At 35.8% G+C, this 15,055-nt stretch carries 13 protein-coding genes; 8 read left to right on the top strand and 5 right to left on the bottom strand.

What is annotated here, in order from left to right; translation table 11 throughout:
* Positions 1-2 precede the first annotated feature (2 nt).
* From NSQ92_RS18770 to NSQ92_RS18755, 4 genes are all read left to right on the top strand, one after another.
* Positions 3-569 (top strand): TetR/AcrR family transcriptional regulator, encoded by a 567-nt coding sequence (locus NSQ92_RS18770; RefSeq protein ID WP_047944441.1) that lies wholly within the window; start codon positions 3-5, stop codon positions 567-569.
* Between the two features lie 231 nt (positions 570-800).
* Positions 801-1,517 (top strand): LytR/AlgR family response regulator transcription factor, encoded by a 717-nt coding sequence (locus NSQ92_RS18765; protein ID WP_341153072.1) that lies wholly within the window; start codon positions 801-803, stop codon positions 1,515-1,517.
* 246 nt (positions 1,518-1,763) lie between these two features.
* Positions 1,764-2,480, top strand: a complete 717-nt coding sequence (locus NSQ92_RS18760) for an EAL domain-containing protein (RefSeq protein WP_047944439.1) — start codon at positions 1,764-1,766, stop codon at positions 2,478-2,480.
* A gap of 397 nt (positions 2,481-2,877) precedes the next feature.
* On the top strand, positions 2,878-3,600 hold the full coding sequence (locus NSQ92_RS18755; protein WP_047944438.1) for a LytR/AlgR family response regulator transcription factor: 723 nt from the start codon (positions 2,878-2,880) through the stop codon (positions 3,598-3,600).
* Between the two features lie 57 nt (positions 3,601-3,657).
* On the opposite strand, the gene NSQ92_RS18750 is transcribed toward NSQ92_RS18755, so the two are convergent.
* A complete protein-coding gene (locus tag NSQ92_RS18750; RefSeq protein ID WP_095259526.1) occupies positions 3,658-4,674 on the bottom strand; it encodes a FecCD family ABC transporter permease in 1,017 nt (338 codons plus the stop codon).
* Positions 4,674-5,711, bottom strand: a complete 1,038-nt coding sequence (locus tag NSQ92_RS18745; RefSeq protein ID WP_095259525.1) for a FecCD family ABC transporter permease — start codon at positions 5,709-5,711, stop codon at positions 4,674-4,676. The genes NSQ92_RS18750 and NSQ92_RS18745 overlap by 1 nt, the downstream gene beginning before the upstream one ends.
* Positions 5,712-5,901: 190 nt before the next feature.
* On the opposite strand from NSQ92_RS18745, the gene NSQ92_RS18740 reads away from it, so the two are divergent.
* Entirely contained in the window at positions 5,902-6,870 is a 969-nt protein-coding gene (locus NSQ92_RS18740) for an iron-hydroxamate ABC transporter substrate-binding protein (protein ID WP_341153071.1), read from the top strand.
* Positions 6,871-7,001: 131 nt separating this feature from the next.
* On the opposite strand, the gene NSQ92_RS18735 is transcribed toward NSQ92_RS18740, so the two are convergent.
* On the bottom strand, positions 7,002-7,808 hold the full coding sequence (locus tag NSQ92_RS18735) for a MurR/RpiR family transcriptional regulator (protein WP_341153070.1): 807 nt from the start codon (positions 7,806-7,808) through the stop codon (positions 7,002-7,004).
* A gap of 123 nt (positions 7,809-7,931) precedes the next feature.
* On the opposite strand from NSQ92_RS18735, the gene NSQ92_RS18730 reads away from it, so the two are divergent.
* The 3 genes from NSQ92_RS18730 to NSQ92_RS18720 are packed head-to-tail and all read left to right on the top strand — an operon-like array spanning position 7,932 to position 12,718.
* Entirely contained in the window at positions 7,932-9,812 is a 1,881-nt protein-coding gene (locus NSQ92_RS18730; RefSeq protein ID WP_341153069.1) for a beta-glucoside-specific PTS transporter subunit IIABC, read from the top strand.
* A complete protein-coding gene (locus NSQ92_RS18725) occupies positions 9,809-11,251 on the top strand; it encodes a family 1 glycosylhydrolase (protein ID WP_047944432.1) in 1,443 nt (480 codons plus the stop codon). Before NSQ92_RS18730 ends, NSQ92_RS18725 begins: the two co-directional genes overlap by 4 nt.
* Positions 11,252-12,718, top strand: a complete 1,467-nt coding sequence (locus tag NSQ92_RS18720) for a glycoside hydrolase family 1 protein (protein WP_144544590.1) — start codon at positions 11,252-11,254, stop codon at positions 12,716-12,718.
* A gap of 652 nt (positions 12,719-13,370) precedes the next feature.
* On the opposite strand, the gene NSQ92_RS18715 is transcribed toward NSQ92_RS18720, so the two are convergent.
* Positions 13,371-14,237, bottom strand: coding sequence for a metal-dependent hydrolase (locus NSQ92_RS18715; protein ID WP_047944431.1), 867 nt, complete (start codon positions 14,235-14,237; stop codon positions 13,371-13,373).
* Between the two features lie 19 nt (positions 14,238-14,256).
* A complete protein-coding gene (locus NSQ92_RS18710; protein WP_047944430.1) occupies positions 14,257-14,895 on the bottom strand; it encodes a hypothetical protein in 639 nt (212 codons plus the stop codon).
* Positions 14,896-15,055: the final 160 nt, after the last annotated feature.

Below are 15,055 nucleotides of genomic sequence, written 5' to 3'. Positions count from 1 at the left end.
ATATGTCGCCAAGAGCAGGAATAACACATAATGATATTATTGCCATGGCAATCGAAATTGCCAATACGGAAGGATTAAAGGAAGTAACGATAGCTAATCTAGCAAAGCGACTTCAGGTTAAATCTCCATCCCTATATAATCATATCAATGGGCTTCCCGATATCATGAATCTGTTAACATTGCGAGCATTAGAAAGTCTATATCAGTTATTAAAGAACGCAATAATGGAAGGTGGAAAAGCAGAGACTATCCATAATCTAAGCTTCGCCTACTTAACCTATGCGAGAGAGCAGCCAGGGCTCTACATGTTAACTATTGAATCGGCATCGAAGAAAGGAGAGGAAATTCAAACGGCTGCTAATCAAATAATTCAATTATTAATAGAAGTATTAAAGCCATATGATTTAAACGAAGAAGAGACCATTCATGCCATTCGCGGGCTAAGGAGCATTCTTCATGGATTTGCCTCTATTGAAAATCAAAAAGGATTTGGCATGCCGATAGAGCTGGATAAAAGCTTTCATTATCTGGTTTCTACTTTTATTGAAGGGTTGGAAAAACATTCATAAGCGAAGTGGAAAGGGTCACTATTATAGTCGCCCTTTTTTTATGGTAAAAGTAGGCGTATTCACTAATGACTTTTGTTTGGTTTAAAGAAAAGGAACATGTTAAAATAGTTCAGTCGTTTAACTATTTATCTGCCTATTTGTAATGATAAAAACATTCATTTTTGATAAGAAGTTTTAAGAAAATAAGTCTATCCTGTTGCATTTAATAGAAACATAGAGAAAGGAGTTACTATGTTAATTAGGGTAATGATAGCCGATAAAGATAAACGAGTGATCGCTCGTATTCGTTATTATTTAAAGGATCATAAGGATATAGAAATTATTGCTGTGTGTGATAACGGCAATGATTTAGTTTATCAATATCAGAAGTGGAAGCCTGATTTGATAATAACAGAAGTAGATTTACCATCTATGAACGGACTGGAAGTCATGAAGCAATGTTACCAATTAGGGGGAGAAATTCATTTTATTTTTTTAGCAGAAGGTGAGAAGGATGCATTAGAAGCATTGGAATTAGATGCTATTGATTTTTTGGTCAAGCCATTCAGAAGTTTTCGATTATCTAAAGCTATTGAAAAAGCAAAACGAGTGATAGCGAGCAAGAGAGAAAGGTTCTCTTTCAATAATTTACCAGTTAAATATCATAAAGGCATGTATTATATTAAAAAGGAAGAAATATATTTTATTGAGAAAATAGGCAAGAAATGTGTTATATATACGGCCAAAGATATAGTGGAGACTCGGGAAAATATTGGAGAGTTATTACCTCAATTAGATGATACATTTTTTCTGTCGCATCGTTCCTATATTATCAATCTAGAAAAGGTGACAGAGATTAGTCCCTATATGGAAACGTATATTGCCTATTTTGATGGAGTAAACAGACAAGCGAAAATATCAAAGTTGAAAATTAATGAGGTAAAGGAAAGAGTATCTATGCTTTTATAAGTTAGCTAGTACTTTTATATCTCCTAAATAAAAATAAATATGTCGAAACATGGAATATTATGTAGATACTCTCAAATGGCTAAAGTTCTGTTTAAAAAGTATCTTTTTCATACAGAAATGACTAAAATTATGTCTAAATGGCGTTAAGTTCAATAGACAAATACTGACAGAATCGGTAAATTTACTTGTATGATTAGATAAATTTGAAAAATCAGGACTTTTCGTTTATTTTGGAGGATACCCTAAGTGGATATAATAACAAGATTAAAAAGCAAAAAGTTTTATCATGTATATCAGCCAATTTGGAATATAAAAGAATGGAAGATTATCGGATATGAATCATTGCTGCGTATATCCCAAGAGCCAGACATCTCGTTAGAAGCTTTCTTCGCTGATGCGAGAAAAGAGAATTATTTATCTGAATTAGATACCTTTCTTATTAACAATACGATTGAACACTACCAGATACTTTCATCAAGAAGAAAGAAGCCACTATTTATCAATATATTTCCATCAACCATCATACATGAATCATTTGATTCGCTGATTCTATCTTTACTTGAAAAATTCCCAGCCATGAAAGGGAAGATTATCTTTGAATTAAATGAAACAGTATTAGAGGAAGAGCTATGGGATTCCCCTCTATTTAAGGAGAAGATTACCTTTCTAAAAGACAATCAGTTTCAAATAGCTTTAGATGATTTTGGGAAAGGCATAGCAAATTTTGAGAAAATCTTAGAGATTTCTCCTAGCTATCTTAAACTAGATCGTTATTTTTCCAACAATTTAGCTTTTTCCACTGAAAAACAAAAACTAGTTCATCTATTAATGGATTTTGCAGATGAAAAGATGAAAATTATCTTGGAAGGAATTGAAGAGGAGACAGATTTAGCGATGACTAAAGCATTGAAGGTTCCTTTTGGCCAAGGATTTTTGTTAGGAAAACCAGAGATGCTGGTCTAAAAAGTTTTTTAATGAATTATTAAGTACAAGGAGTAATATAATTGTTTTTTATAGAAAAAGCACGCTGCCGTATCATTGTGTTTAGATCTCAATTACTTACATGTGATCAAACATCTTATGGCAGCTATTTTTATATAAGAGAATCATAAAAAGTCGGATGGAATCATTAGAATGACATTGAAATTAAGAATAAAATAAAGTTATATTTACATAAGGTTATATGAGGCATTTAAATTAAGGGCTATTGGATGAATATCTATTACAGGAAAAATACAGGGTATGCGATACTTTTTTTTGAATCTTCCTGTATAGGTGAATCCGTTAGTTTCATCAGTGAATAGGGAGTTAATGAGATGGATCATCAGGGGGTAGTTGTCTTATATAGAAAGGAGAAAGAATGGAAACGCTAACGATAGCGGTAGCTTGTATCGATTCACCTATTAATTCATCTATCCATAATTTGATTGCTATCCATTCTAGTTTTAAAATAATAGGAGAAGCAAAGACTGGAGAAGAATTATTAGAATTAATTTATCGAGCGAAGCCTAATATTATAATTGTTGATTATGACTTACCATCTATCCATTCCACTATTTTTAATAGTGCCTATAAAGACTATCTCCCCGATTTCCAGCTTATTTTAGTAGGCAAGGATAAAAAACAGGCGATTGAAGCATTTAATTATTCAGCAGTTGGTTATTTGCAGAAGCCTATTATGGAATCACCATTCCTATCCCTTTTATATAAAATAAAAGAATCTTATACTAAGAGTAGAAGACAGATTCATACCGGGAAGGGGAATCGGATTTTAATCAAATTAAGTAATCGATTTGTTTATATCCCAATAGAAGAAATTTTGTTTATAGAAATAATCGCACGAAAAACAATGGTACATACAATCAAGAAATCATATGAAACGACAGAAACCTTTCTCTCCTTCGTAGACCGATTACCGTGGTATTTTTATCGTACCCACCGTTCCTTTCTTGTTAATTTAAAGAAAATTGTTCGCATTGAATTATTCGGCGAATCCTATTTAGCCTATTTCTCTGGAACGGATAAGCGTGCAAACATATCAAAATTAAAAATACGAGAAGTCCATTCCTTGTTGATTCAATAAGAGGGGGGATATTCTTTTTCCATAAAAAAGGGAAGCAGGAACCGTGGTTCTGCTTCCTCATTCTTTAATTAGAAGATAGATAAAATATGGAGCACCTAAACAGGATAGAACGAGCCCAACTGGTATTTCTGAGCCAACCATGAGACTTTTGGCGATGATATCAGATGTTAACAGGAGAAGTGCTCCTATTAGTGCCGCTATCGGCAGGAGTCGTTGGTGTTTTGGACCAACTAGCATTCTTGCTAAATGTGGGGCAAGAAGCCCTAAAAAGGAGATTCCTCCGCCAACTGATACACATGCTCCTGAAAGTCCGACAGCAAGCAGCAAAAGTAATCCTCGCTCTTTTTCGATCGAAACACCAAGACCCTTTGCTAGATTATCACCTAGTTGTAGTAAATTAATGGATTGGAATTTGCTTATTGCAATCGGAACAAGAATAAGAATCCAAGGTAAAAGGGCAAGAACATAACTCCAACTTGCGCTCCAAATACTTCCGGAAAGCCAAATAGTCGCTTGGGTAAAATCCCGGGGATCCATCATCAATTGAAAAATGATGATTAAAGCACCGAACGCAGCGTTAATGCCGATACCGACTAATACTAAGCGAACAGGCGTAACCCCATCCTTCCATGCAATGATGTAGATGAGTGCAGCAGCCATTAGAGCTCCAGCAAGTGCAAAAAATGGCATGATATAAACCGATAATGAACCTGCTTGAAAAGCACTTCCTTGAATAAAGAAGATATAAAGGATAACGCCAAAGCCAGCTCCAGAATTGATGCCTATAATACCTGGGTCGGCTAAACTATTACGCGAAACCCCTTGTAAAATCGCTCCAGCAATTGCCATTCCCATTCCTATTAAAACGGCAATTACAGATCGAGGCAGTCGAAAGTTATATAGAATATTAAAGTTTTGAACGGTGCCTTTACCGGTAAAAGCTTCTATCATTTCCATCGGACTAATTTTTATGGTTCCCATATTTAGACTTAGAACAAAGACTAAAACGATAGCCGTAAGTAAGGCAGTGCTAACAATATATATGTTTTTGTTCGTTAATTTTAAAGAAGACATTACAGACCCCTCCCTTCTCGACGTGCTAAATATAGAAAGAAAGGAACGCCAATTACCGCTGTTATGGCTCCTAATGGTGTTTCAAAAGGAGGATGAATCAAGCGTGCAACGATATCTGACAGCACTAACAAAAGTGCACCAACAACTGCCGAACAAGGAATAATTAATCGATAATCCGATCCTACAATAAAACGAACAATATGGGGAACAACGAGTCCTACAAATCCAATAGTTCCCCCGACTGCCACAGCAGCCCCAGTTAAAAGCAAAACGACAATCGTACCTAATAATTTCACTAGACCAACCTTTTGGCCTAAACCAGCAGCAATATCCTCACCTAAACTTAAAATAGTAATAGATTTACTAATGAAAAAAGCGAGAATTAGTCCTAGTATAGCCACAGGGATAAGTAATTTTACATTAATCCACTGTACTCCAGCTACTCCTCCTGCATACCAAAAGCTAATATCTTTAGCTACATCAAAGCGAAGGGCAATTCCAGTTGAAATGGAACTAAGGAAGGCACTGATAGCAGTACCAGCGAGCGCTAATTTCATTGGTGTTAATCCTCTTTTGGAGAGTGCGCCAATCAAAAAGACTAAAGCTGCCCCTAAACCTGCGCCAATGAATGCAAAGAGCATAATAGTCATATTGGAAACAGCAGACAGAAAAGCAAAGGCAATCGATACGGCAAACATAGCTCCAGAAGTTACCCCCATTATAGAAGGAGAGGCGAGTGCGTTTCTCGTCATCCCTTGCATGATGGCACCAGATACGGCAAGGCTTGCTCCGATAAAGGTAGCAGCAAGTGCTCTTGGCAGGCGTAAACGATAAACAATTTGATGAGCGGTGGACGTACTATCAAAATGAAATAGTCCTTGTATAACTGTTGATAGGTTAATATCGGCTACTCCTAAAATGATGGACATACAAATAGAAAAGAAAAGCATTATAAGACCAATTAAGAGAACCAAAGTGGCAGCTTTTGGTCTAAATATAGCAGCTTTATCATTTTCAAAAGAGTTACTTTTACTCATGAGGAACCCACTTTCTAATAAAATAGAGAGAAAAATAGTAAATAATAGTATGTAAATGGTTAAATAATAATCGATATAGGAAACATTTCAATTAATTTTACTATAAAATTAATTGAAAATCGATATTATTATTGAAAGTGATAATCGTTATCATTTATAATCGAAATATAACCTATTAGGAGGATACATAATGAATAACCGAAAGATGAAATCAATATTATTTATTTGTTTACTACTAGTTTTCACTGTTCTTGCGGCATGTGGAAATAATAATAGTAAAGAAAATAAAAATAAAGAGAATGGCGCTTCCCAAGATGCAACAGAACGTACATTAACAGATGCACTTGGAAATGAAGTAAAGGTTCCGGCAGAGCCAAAAAGAATTATTGGTTCATACTTAGAAGATGATTTACTATCATTAGGGGTAACTCCAGTTGCTCAATGGTCCATTAAAGAGGGAAAAGGGGTTCAAGCTTATCTGCAAGACTCGTTAAAAGATGTCCCAACCATTGACTCTTCACTGCCTTATGAAGCAGTGTCCAGCTTTGCTCCTGATTTAGTATTAATGTCATCGGGCGCACAAGTAGAGGGGGCAAAATATGATCAATACGCGAAACTTGCTCCTACCTATGTTGTTTCAAAAGAAAATAATAATGACTGGCGCACGAGGCTCCAAACAATTGGAGAAGTAATTGGGAAAAAGGCAGAGGCAGAAAAAGTGTTAGCAGACTATAACAAAAAGGCAGAAGATGCGAAAGGGAAGATTCAGGCATCTATTAAAGATGAATCAGCAGCAGCAATTTGGCTAGTATCGAATCAATTATTTATTGTCGGAGAGAATGTATCAAGCGGAGCAGTTCTATATGGCGATTTAGGCTTAAAGGTTCCAAAAGTAGTAAAAGAAATATCCGCTACTGCAACAGGAAACTGGTCAGCCATTTCATTAGAAAAACTTGCTCAATTGGATGCCGATCATCTATTCCTAATCAATAGTGACGGTAAAGGAGCAGAAGTGCTTAAAGATTCCCTATGGTCCAATATTCCAGCTGTGAAAAAAGGAAACATTTATGAATACGGTCCTGACACAAGCTGGCTATACTCCGGTCCAATCGCCAATACACAAATCATTGACGACGTAGTAGAAAGTCTAGTGAAATAAGCAAAGGAATGGTTCTTCCGAGGACTTTCTCCATAAAAAAGCCAAGTAGAAGTGGAAATACTTTTACTTGGCCTTTTATTTTTATGAAATATGTTTAAAAAACAAATAATTTATCCTCATATGAATCGTCCCTATGATTCCTTTCTTCTATAGTATCTAAATCTTGAAACGAGCATGTCCATTACGATTTGATAGATAAAGGAGTGGGTTTGGATATCTGTTTGATGTGGGAAGAGGATAGAATCTTGAACGAAATCGTAATCATGCACCTTTGGATTGGAGGAGATTACAACGATTTTTGCTTTCGTATTTTTAAAAACATTTTTCTTTGGTGTTCCTGCCCGAAGCTGTTGTTTTTCTAAGAAGTTTCCTGAGTTAGAAAAAATGATAATTAATGTATCTTCTTCCGCTTCTTCGATATACTCCTCTTGTTTCCTATCACTTTGAAAAGTGACAATAAATTTCCCGTTATAAGCTAATTTATATTGCAGATCAAAGGCGGCTGATTCCGAAAATAATAAGCCAAAGGAAGCAACATTTTTGAAATGTAGGATATCTTTAGCCAGTCTGTCAATGGCTTCTAAATCAATTTCTCTTTTATATGCTTCTATATCTTTGATAATGGCATCAAAGTAGCTTTCCGTCCCTAATTTTTCAATAGAAGACAAAATATTGGAGACGTAATTCAAATCATTTTGATAGCGATTCTCTATAAAAGGGGCTGCATCCTTCAAATCAAAGTAGTCATCAAATCCAATAGAACGGGCAAACTTAGAGATCGTAGACTTTGAAACATTGCAAAGCTTGGCCACTTCAGAGATGCTTAAGTGTGAGATTTCATTATAATGATTTAATAGAGTAATGGCGATATGATAGTTAGTTGAATCTAGTCGTTCATTGTTAAGAACAGTAAGCAATCGTACAATTAGCTGCCCCACCTAATAATCCCTCCTGAAATGTAATGGTTTCCAAAAAACGAAATTTTAATGAAAACGTTAACTATGTTGCTATATTTAATGTGTAATTAGAAAACTTCATAAAAATTAAAAGGAGCGTTCAACATGTCAAAAGATTATGGCAAGCTTTCTCAAGAAATCATTGACGGCGTTGGTGGAGAGCAAAACATTATTAGTTTATATCATTGCGTAACAAGACTACGCTTTAAATTAAAAGATGAGACAATTGCAAAGATCAATAAAGAAAAGATTCAGAAATTACCCGGAGTTCTTTCCATTGTAGAATCCAATGGTCAGTTCCAGGTTGTAATTGGAAATGAAGTAGCAGATGTGTATCAGTATATCATGGATAAATACAAAATAAAAAGTGCTTTAGGATCTGATTCGGATAATCCTAATGAGGGAGAGGCAGAAGAGAAAAAATCAGGCAATCTCCTTATTCGATTTTTTAATGTAATCTCTTCTATCTTTAATCCAATCATCATTGCGCTCGCTGGTGCTGGGATGACCAAGGCTCTCCTTGTTTTATTATCACAGTATCACATATTAGATGCAGATGGCAGTACGTATAAAATACTATCAGCAGCAGGGAATAGTGTATTTTACTTTTTACCACTTTTTCTAGCAATTAGTGCTGCAAGGGTTTTTAAAGTAAATCAATTTGTTTCATTAGCTATTGTGGCCTCTCTATTAGAGCCTAACTTTGTAGGACTCGTAACAGAAAATGGAACTACTGTTGATTTTCTAGGTATACCAACCGTTTTAATGACTTATTCTGGGACGGTAATCCCAGCAATTGTAGCTATTTACGTTTATTCTCATTTAGAGAAAATTTTGAAGAGGTTTGTTCCAAAAAGTATTCAAATATTTGCTCTATCAATGGTTGCATTACTAATTATGGTACCACTTACAGCGATGGTCATTGGTCCTATAGGTGTAGGATTAGGTAATGGATTAGGAAGCATGATGAATTTAATTAGCAGTAAGAGTGGTTTACTAGCTGGTCTTATCATTGGAGCTGGTTGGACATTCCTTGTAATGTTAGGGATTCATTGGGGTATTGTTCCAATCATGATTAATAATCTTGCAACATATGGGTTTGATACTTTACGTCCAATGATTGCTGCTGCAACCTTTGCCAGTGCTGGTGTTGCACTAGGTGTGTACTTAAGAAGCAGAAATAAAGGAACAAAGAGCTTGGCACTGACTTCCCTTGTACCTGCATTGTTAGGGGGAATAACAGAACCCATAGTATATGGTTTATCCGTAAGATATAAAAGGCCGCTCATCGCTCAAGCAATAGCAGGAGGAATCATGGGAGCCTTCATGGGAGCCATGCAAACAAAAGCAATTGTCTATGTGTTTCCCGCATTGACTACTTTACCAGCTTTTCTTGGTGATACCTTCATCTATTATGTAATAGGTATAGCTGGTGCATTTATATTAAGTGCGGTTTTGACATATTTTATTGGAATTAAAGAAGAGGAGCAAGATTCAATAATCAATAAAAAAGCAGCTGAAGGTAAAATGGAGCTGCCGGTAATTGGACATGCAATTTCTTTAGATGATGTGAACGATGAGGTATTTTCATCAAGAGCAATGGGAGATGGTATTGCCATTGTTCCAACAAAAGGAATTCTTTATTCGCCGTTTGATGGAAAAGTTGAGGTTGCATTCCCAACTGGTCATGCTTTCGGCTTAAAATCGAATACCGGTGTAGAGATGTTATTGCATATCGGAATTAATACGGTGGAGCTAAATGGGAAAGGTTTTAATGCAAAAGTAAAAGTGGGAGATTCAGTTGAAAAAGGCCAGATTCTGGGTGAATTTGATCTAGAAGCAATAAAAAATGCTGGTTATGATCCGACAACAATGATGATTTTCACTAACTTAACTGCTGAAGTTCAAGAGGAGATCATTACAGCAAATGATCAAGAAATGATTCATTTAATGAAATGGAAAAATAGTGGAGGTGCAACAGTATGAGTAAGTTTCCAACAGGATTTCTATGGGGAGGAGCTATTGCTGCTAATCAGGCGGAAGGTGCATATTTAAAGGATGGAAAAGGACTGAGCATAGCAGATATTTTACCTGTAGGAAAAAATCGTTTTGATAACTTAACATTAGAGATTCGTGATGGTGTATTTTATCCAAGTCATGATGCAATTGATTTTTACCATACGTATAAAGAGGATATTGCTATATTAGCAGAGGCTGGATTGAAATGTTTCCGAACCTCTATTGCATGGAGCCGTATTTTTCCGGAAGGAGATGAAGCAGAACCGAATGAAAAAGGTTTAGCCTTTTATGAAGATATGTTTCAAACTTTGCGTTCTTTCAACATAGAACCTGTTGTGACTCTATCACACTTTGAAACTCCCCTTCATTTAGTAAAAAAATATGGAGGATGGAAAAATCGACAGCTAATTGCCTTTTTCGAACAATATGCTCAAGTTGTGTTTGAACGGTATCATGGTTTAGTGAAATATTGGATGACTTTTAATGAAATTAATCATACACATACCCTTCCTTTGCTAGCTGCAGGTCTTTATATTGAAGGAGAGGATGAGCAGCAGAAATTGCAAGATATGTATCAGGCTAGCCATCATATGTTTGTCGCTAGTGCGAAGGCTGTAAAAATTGCGCACGGTATTGATAAGTCCTTACAAGTCGGCTGTATGCTTTCCTTAAGTCCTATTTATCCAGCAACTTGTAATCCGAAAGATGTTTTCGAAGCAAACGAATTAAGAAGAAGATCGTTGTTTTATAGTGATGTCCATATTAGAGGGAAATACCCTGCCTATTTTAAACGGATTGTAGAGGAGAACCATTTAAGCCTTGATATTCGAGAAGAGGATCTACAGGTAATAAAAGAGGGAACATGTGATTATTTAGGATTTAGTTTTTATCGAAGTTCTCTTCACGAGGCTGGGATGAAAATTCTAGGGAATACTGGTGGTTTGCTAGGAAAGAAAAATCCATATTTAAAAGAAACACCATGGGGATGGCCAATTGACCCACTCGCACTTCGATATGTTTGTAATGAACTAACAGATCGATATCAAAAGCCGCTATTTATCGTGGAAAATGGAATTGGATTACATGACAAAGTAGAGGAAGATGGCAGCATTATGGATGTGGAGCGAATGCAGTATTTAAAGGAACATGTAGAAATGATGGCAGAAGCAATAAAAGATGGCTGTGAAATTATAGGCTACACTTGGTGGGGACCAATTGATATTGTCTCAGCAGGAACAGGAGAAATGGAAAAGCGCTATGGATTTATTTATGTCGATAAGCAAAACGATGGAACCGGCAGCCTGAAGAGAATAAGAAAAGAAAGTTTCTACTATTATAAAAGAATCATTGAATCAAATGGAGAAGACTTAGAACTTCTTCAATCAGTAGAAAAGGTGGAGAGATAAATGGCAATGAAAAGTTATTTTCCGAAAGATTTTTTATGGGGTGGAGCAATTGCTGCCAATCAGGCAGAAGGAGCTTGGAATGTAGACGGGAAAGGGATGTCGGTTGCAGATGTGGCCAAGTATAAACCAAATATTGATAAAAAGGACTATGTCAGCCAGTGGCATGTAAGTCCAAAGCAAATTGAAGAAGCAATGAAAACAGATGATACAGTCTATTATCCAAAAAGAAGAGGAATTGACTTTTATCATCGATATGTAGAAGATTTGGCATTATTTGAAGAAATGGGCATGAAATGTTTACGTGTATCGATTGCTTGGACCAGATTGTTTCCTAACGGTACAGAAAAGGAACCTATTCAAGCAGGAATTGACTTTTACGTTCGTCTTTTTAAAGAAATGAGAAAAAGAAATATTGAGCCTCTTGTTACTTTGTCTCACTATGAAATGCCATTGTATTTAGTCAACCATTATGATGGATGGGTCTCAAGAGAAGTGGTAGATATGTTTGTAAATTATGCGAAAGTTTGTTTCGACCACTTTGGACAGTATGTAAAATATTGGCTGACGTTTAATGAAATCGATAGTGTTTTCAGACATCCTTTTACTACTGTCGGTGTAGTAGAAGAAAAGTATTCTAGCAAAAAAGAAGCAGAAAATGCCATTTATCAGGCTCTTCATCATCAATTTGTTGCCAGCAGTTTAGCTACTAAATATGCGCATGAAATGATCAAAGACGCAAAAGTTGGCTGTATGTTAACGAGGACCCTTGCTTACCCACTAACTTCTAATCCTGAGGATGTAGTACTTGCCCAAAGGCATAATAGAGAAAATTATTTTTATTCCGATGTTCAAGTGTTTGGCGAGTATCCGTTGTTTATGAAACGATATTTTGAAGAGAATAATATTGTCATAGAAAAGGTAGAGGGGGACGAAGAAATTCTCAAACAGCATACAGTAGATTTCGTATCGTTTAGTTATTATATGTCGATGATTAAAAGTGTTAATGAGGAATCGATGGAAAAGGTTGGTGGTAACTTAATAACAAGTGTGAAAAATCCATACTTGGATATTAGCGATTGGGGCTGGCAAGTAGATCCAGTCGGCTTGCGAATTTCCCTCATTGATTTATATGATCGTTATCATCTTCCATTATTTGTAGTGGAAAATGGCATAGGATCAATTGATGAACTAGTGGATGGTCAGGTACATGATGATTATCGGATTGATTATTTCCGTAGACACTTTGAGCAAATGAATCTGGCATGCAAAGAGGGGGTAGAGATGATGGGATATACATCTTGGGGTTGCATAGATATCGTAAGTGCCTCTACCTCCCAAATGAGCAAAAGATACGGCTTCATCTATGTCGATGCAGACGATCTAGGAAATGGAAGCTACAAACGAATTAAAAAAGATTCCTTTTACTGGTACCAAAAAGTAATTAAGAGTAATGGGGCGGAGCTTTGATAGAAGAGGTAATTAGGAATATTAGCAGATGACAATGGAGGACTTCTGACTTTATCAATAGAAATTAGAAAAGGATACTTTTAAGTAAAGGGAAATCGCCGGTTAAACTGGCGATTTCTTGATTTTAACCATACAGTACTAAAACTACTGGAATAATAGGAGGACATCTGCAAGCGGAAATCCAGTATTTATTATATGTTACAGCAGAGATTCAGCGATATTATTAATCGTTATCAGGAAACACTGATTTTAGTACATTCTTAAAAATTTCTGGAATTTCCCATATATCTAATTTTAATTGGGCAGGGGAAAAAACAGGGAATAATTCTTGCTCGACTACTTAGCCTCCCAAAGCATTGATAGGGATCTGTTGCAGCTACATTTGTAACAAAATAACCAAAGTTTTCATCAAACTTTAATAGTATCCTATTTCCATTTAGCTTTACTTGAACTTGATCACAATTGGAAAAAAGATGACCTCAACTTTTTCACTTTTACAGTGATCCCATTTTACCGAAGAAAATAACGAGTTTTCTCATTTACGGCTAAATCTAATACTCCTGCTGAAGATCCATGTATGGGCCATCAGTGAGCTTCTTCAAGATAATCGTTACCAGTCCAAGCTTATTTTGATAGCTATCAATGGAAAACATTATTTATCTAAATACTCTCCCAAAAAAGATTCTCCATTTCGGTAAAAGCGCGGATCATAAATGCCGATTCGATTGTCGTCATCTACTACAACTACAAATGGTGACCATCTGTATAATGTTGCAGCTGCAGGATTTTCTGCAAATAGGTAATCAAGGTCCACTTCATCGCTTGAAGTAAGTCTATCCACAAAATTAGCTTTTGTTAGAAGGGAATCATTCATGATATCGACCGTATCAGCATTTTTTCCGATAATGGTAAAATGCCAAGGGATAAAGCTGGCAGACAGGGCAACATCCTGATAATCCTTTTGATAGTTTTTATATAAAACAGCACCTTGAAGAGATTGGATAGCGATATGAAGTACAATTAGAATCCAGCCAATACGGAATAATACATGTGGCTTTATTTTAGGATACACTTTGGAACCAATAAAGGTTAATAAAAAGATAAACCATATCACTAAATCAACAATCGGAACTGTTCCAAAAGTTAAACGAACAGATGAAAATGGTTCGAGATAACCTGTTCCCCATGCGTTGAATACATCACTAGTATTGTGGATGAAAACGGCGAGAAGTGCAATATAATATGATTGAATTCCTTTTATTTTAAAAGCGAAACGATTGATCATGTAAAAGATTAAAGCCCATATAGGAGCTAGAAAAATAGAATGGGTGATGCCTCTATGCCACATCTGATACTGCCCTGTAGTGTCCCAGAGCTGGGAGATAACATCAATATCAGGGATTTGGCTGGCACCTATTGATGTAACAAGCAGGGCATATTTTTCTTTTCTAGTCATTTTTTCTTTATTAACACTTTTATAGATTCCTATACCAAATAAAGTATGTGTAATAGTATCCATATTTCCCCCGTTCTCACAATCAGTCCTTTAGTTTCTCCAATATTTCGATAAATAGTTCATTTTTGGTGGATGCTCTTTTATTCATTTTGACAAGATGATACATCACAATGATAAAAAAGAAAATCCAAGTAAATAGCTGTACAATGAAAGCAAAGTCAGCATTTACGCTAATTTCTATACGGAATATCTCTGGGTGTTGAATAAAATACAACAGGATACCAGCGAATAGAGTAGATAAAATGGCCATAATGGTGGCAGGAAGGGAAACTGAGTTTCTTTGTGCCTTAAAGTAAGCTAGTAAGAGTTCTCTTTTTTCCTTCTCGATTTTAGTGAATGCCTGTTTGATAAGCTCAAGGTTGTCTATAAGATTATACTTCGGTTTAATGTCTTTCAAAAGGTTTTGTTCCAGCCTTCTGCCGCCGTTTCCTCCATCATCAACCCATTCTAACAAACTTTTATAATGCTTCTTTTTCCAGCTTGTTTCACCATTAGACAGCAGATGCAAGAAGCTATCTAATAGAAACATAATAAAAACAGAAAGAAGGATGGAGAAAATGCCATTGATAGTGGTTTGATTTAACACTTCCAGTGAACTGCCTATTGCCAGTCCCGCAAATAACACAACAAAAATAAAAGTAGCCCATAATATCCTGTTCATAAAAATCATCACCAATACATGTATAATTTAAGTAATCTTTAACTTTACTTCCATTATAGCAAGTTCTTGGTAGGAAACATAGGGACGTTCTTCTGCTTCCTCAAAAATAGAAATGGGAAAGCGTTCCTTACTTATCGTCTATTAAAAGAAGCTTCTTACA

This window comes from Niallia sp. FSL M8-0099 (assembly GCF_038006945.1).
Taxonomy (GTDB): Bacteria; Bacillota; Bacilli; order Bacillales; family Cytobacillaceae; genus Niallia; species Niallia circulans.
Note: the sequence above shows the minus strand (reverse complement) of the source record. Positions and strands in the feature narration are given on the sequence as shown.

What these genes read in the sequence shown, in the direction of transcription:
- NSQ92_RS18770 (WP_047944441.1), top strand. Translation starts at nt 3, where the DNA reads ATGTCGCCAAGAGCAGGAATAACACATAATGATATTATTGCCATGGCA.
- NSQ92_RS18765 (WP_341153072.1), top strand. Translation starts at nt 801, where the DNA reads ATGTTAATTAGGGTAATGATAGCCGATAAAGATAAACGAGTGATCGCT.
- NSQ92_RS18755 (WP_047944438.1), top strand. Translation starts at nt 2,878, where the DNA reads ATGGAAACGCTAACGATAGCGGTAGCTTGTATCGATTCACCTATTAAT.
- NSQ92_RS18750 (WP_095259526.1), bottom strand. Translation starts at nt 4,674, where the DNA reads ATGTCTTCTTTAAAATTAACGAACAAAAACATATATATTGTTAGCACT.
- NSQ92_RS18745 (WP_095259525.1), bottom strand. Translation starts at nt 5,711, where the DNA reads ATGAGTAAAAGTAACTCTTTTGAAAATGATAAAGCTGCTATATTTAGA.
- NSQ92_RS18740 (WP_341153071.1), top strand. Translation starts at nt 5,902, where the DNA reads ATGAATAACCGAAAGATGAAATCAATATTATTTATTTGTTTACTACTA.
- NSQ92_RS18730 (WP_341153069.1), top strand. Translation starts at nt 7,932, where the DNA reads ATGTCAAAAGATTATGGCAAGCTTTCTCAAGAAATCATTGACGGCGTT.
- NSQ92_RS18725 (WP_047944432.1), top strand. Translation starts at nt 9,809, where the DNA reads ATGAGTAAGTTTCCAACAGGATTTCTATGGGGAGGAGCTATTGCTGCT.
- NSQ92_RS18720 (WP_144544590.1), top strand. Translation starts at nt 11,252, where the DNA reads ATGGCAATGAAAAGTTATTTTCCGAAAGATTTTTTATGGGGTGGAGCA.
- NSQ92_RS18715 (WP_047944431.1), bottom strand. Translation starts at nt 14,237, where the DNA reads ATGGATACTATTACACATACTTTATTTGGTATAGGAATCTATAAAAGT.
- NSQ92_RS18710 (WP_047944430.1), bottom strand. Translation starts at nt 14,895, where the DNA reads ATGAACAGGATATTATGGGCTACTTTTATTTTTGTTGTGTTATTTGCG.